1 pseudogene is annotated in these 262 nt (G+C 38.5%); it reads right to left on the bottom strand.

Going from position 1 to position 262, the window contains the following annotated elements:
• Positions 1-110: pseudogene (locus SB773_RS32650) on the bottom strand (ABC transporter ATP-binding protein); the annotation flags it as partial.
• Positions 111-262: the final 152 nt, after the last annotated feature.

The following is a 262-nucleotide window of genomic DNA, read 5'->3' as shown; positions in this document are numbered from 1 at the left end:
CCGTTTTGACCGACGAATCCAAACACCGTTCCTTTGTCAATTGGCAGGTCCAGGTGATCCAATGCTGTGAAATTCCCATACTTCTGCGTTAACTGTAATATCTCTATCATTTCGTCACTTCTCCCTTCACATTGATTTCTGGCATCCTTAAACTTGAATCATCTTCGCTTTCTTTAATTATCTTAATTTGAATGTCTCCTTCGTTTGAAATATATGAAGAGATCTCTTCTTTACCGTCAAATGAAATAGTCCGTTCCTCAAC

This window comes from Bacillus sp. SIMBA_074, from assembly GCF_046534555.1.
Lineage (GTDB): Bacteria > Bacillota > Bacilli > Bacillales > Bacillaceae_G > Bacillus_A > Bacillus_A mycoides.
The sequence above is the reverse complement of the archived record's forward strand: the minus strand, read 5'-3'. Positions and strand labels throughout refer to the sequence as shown.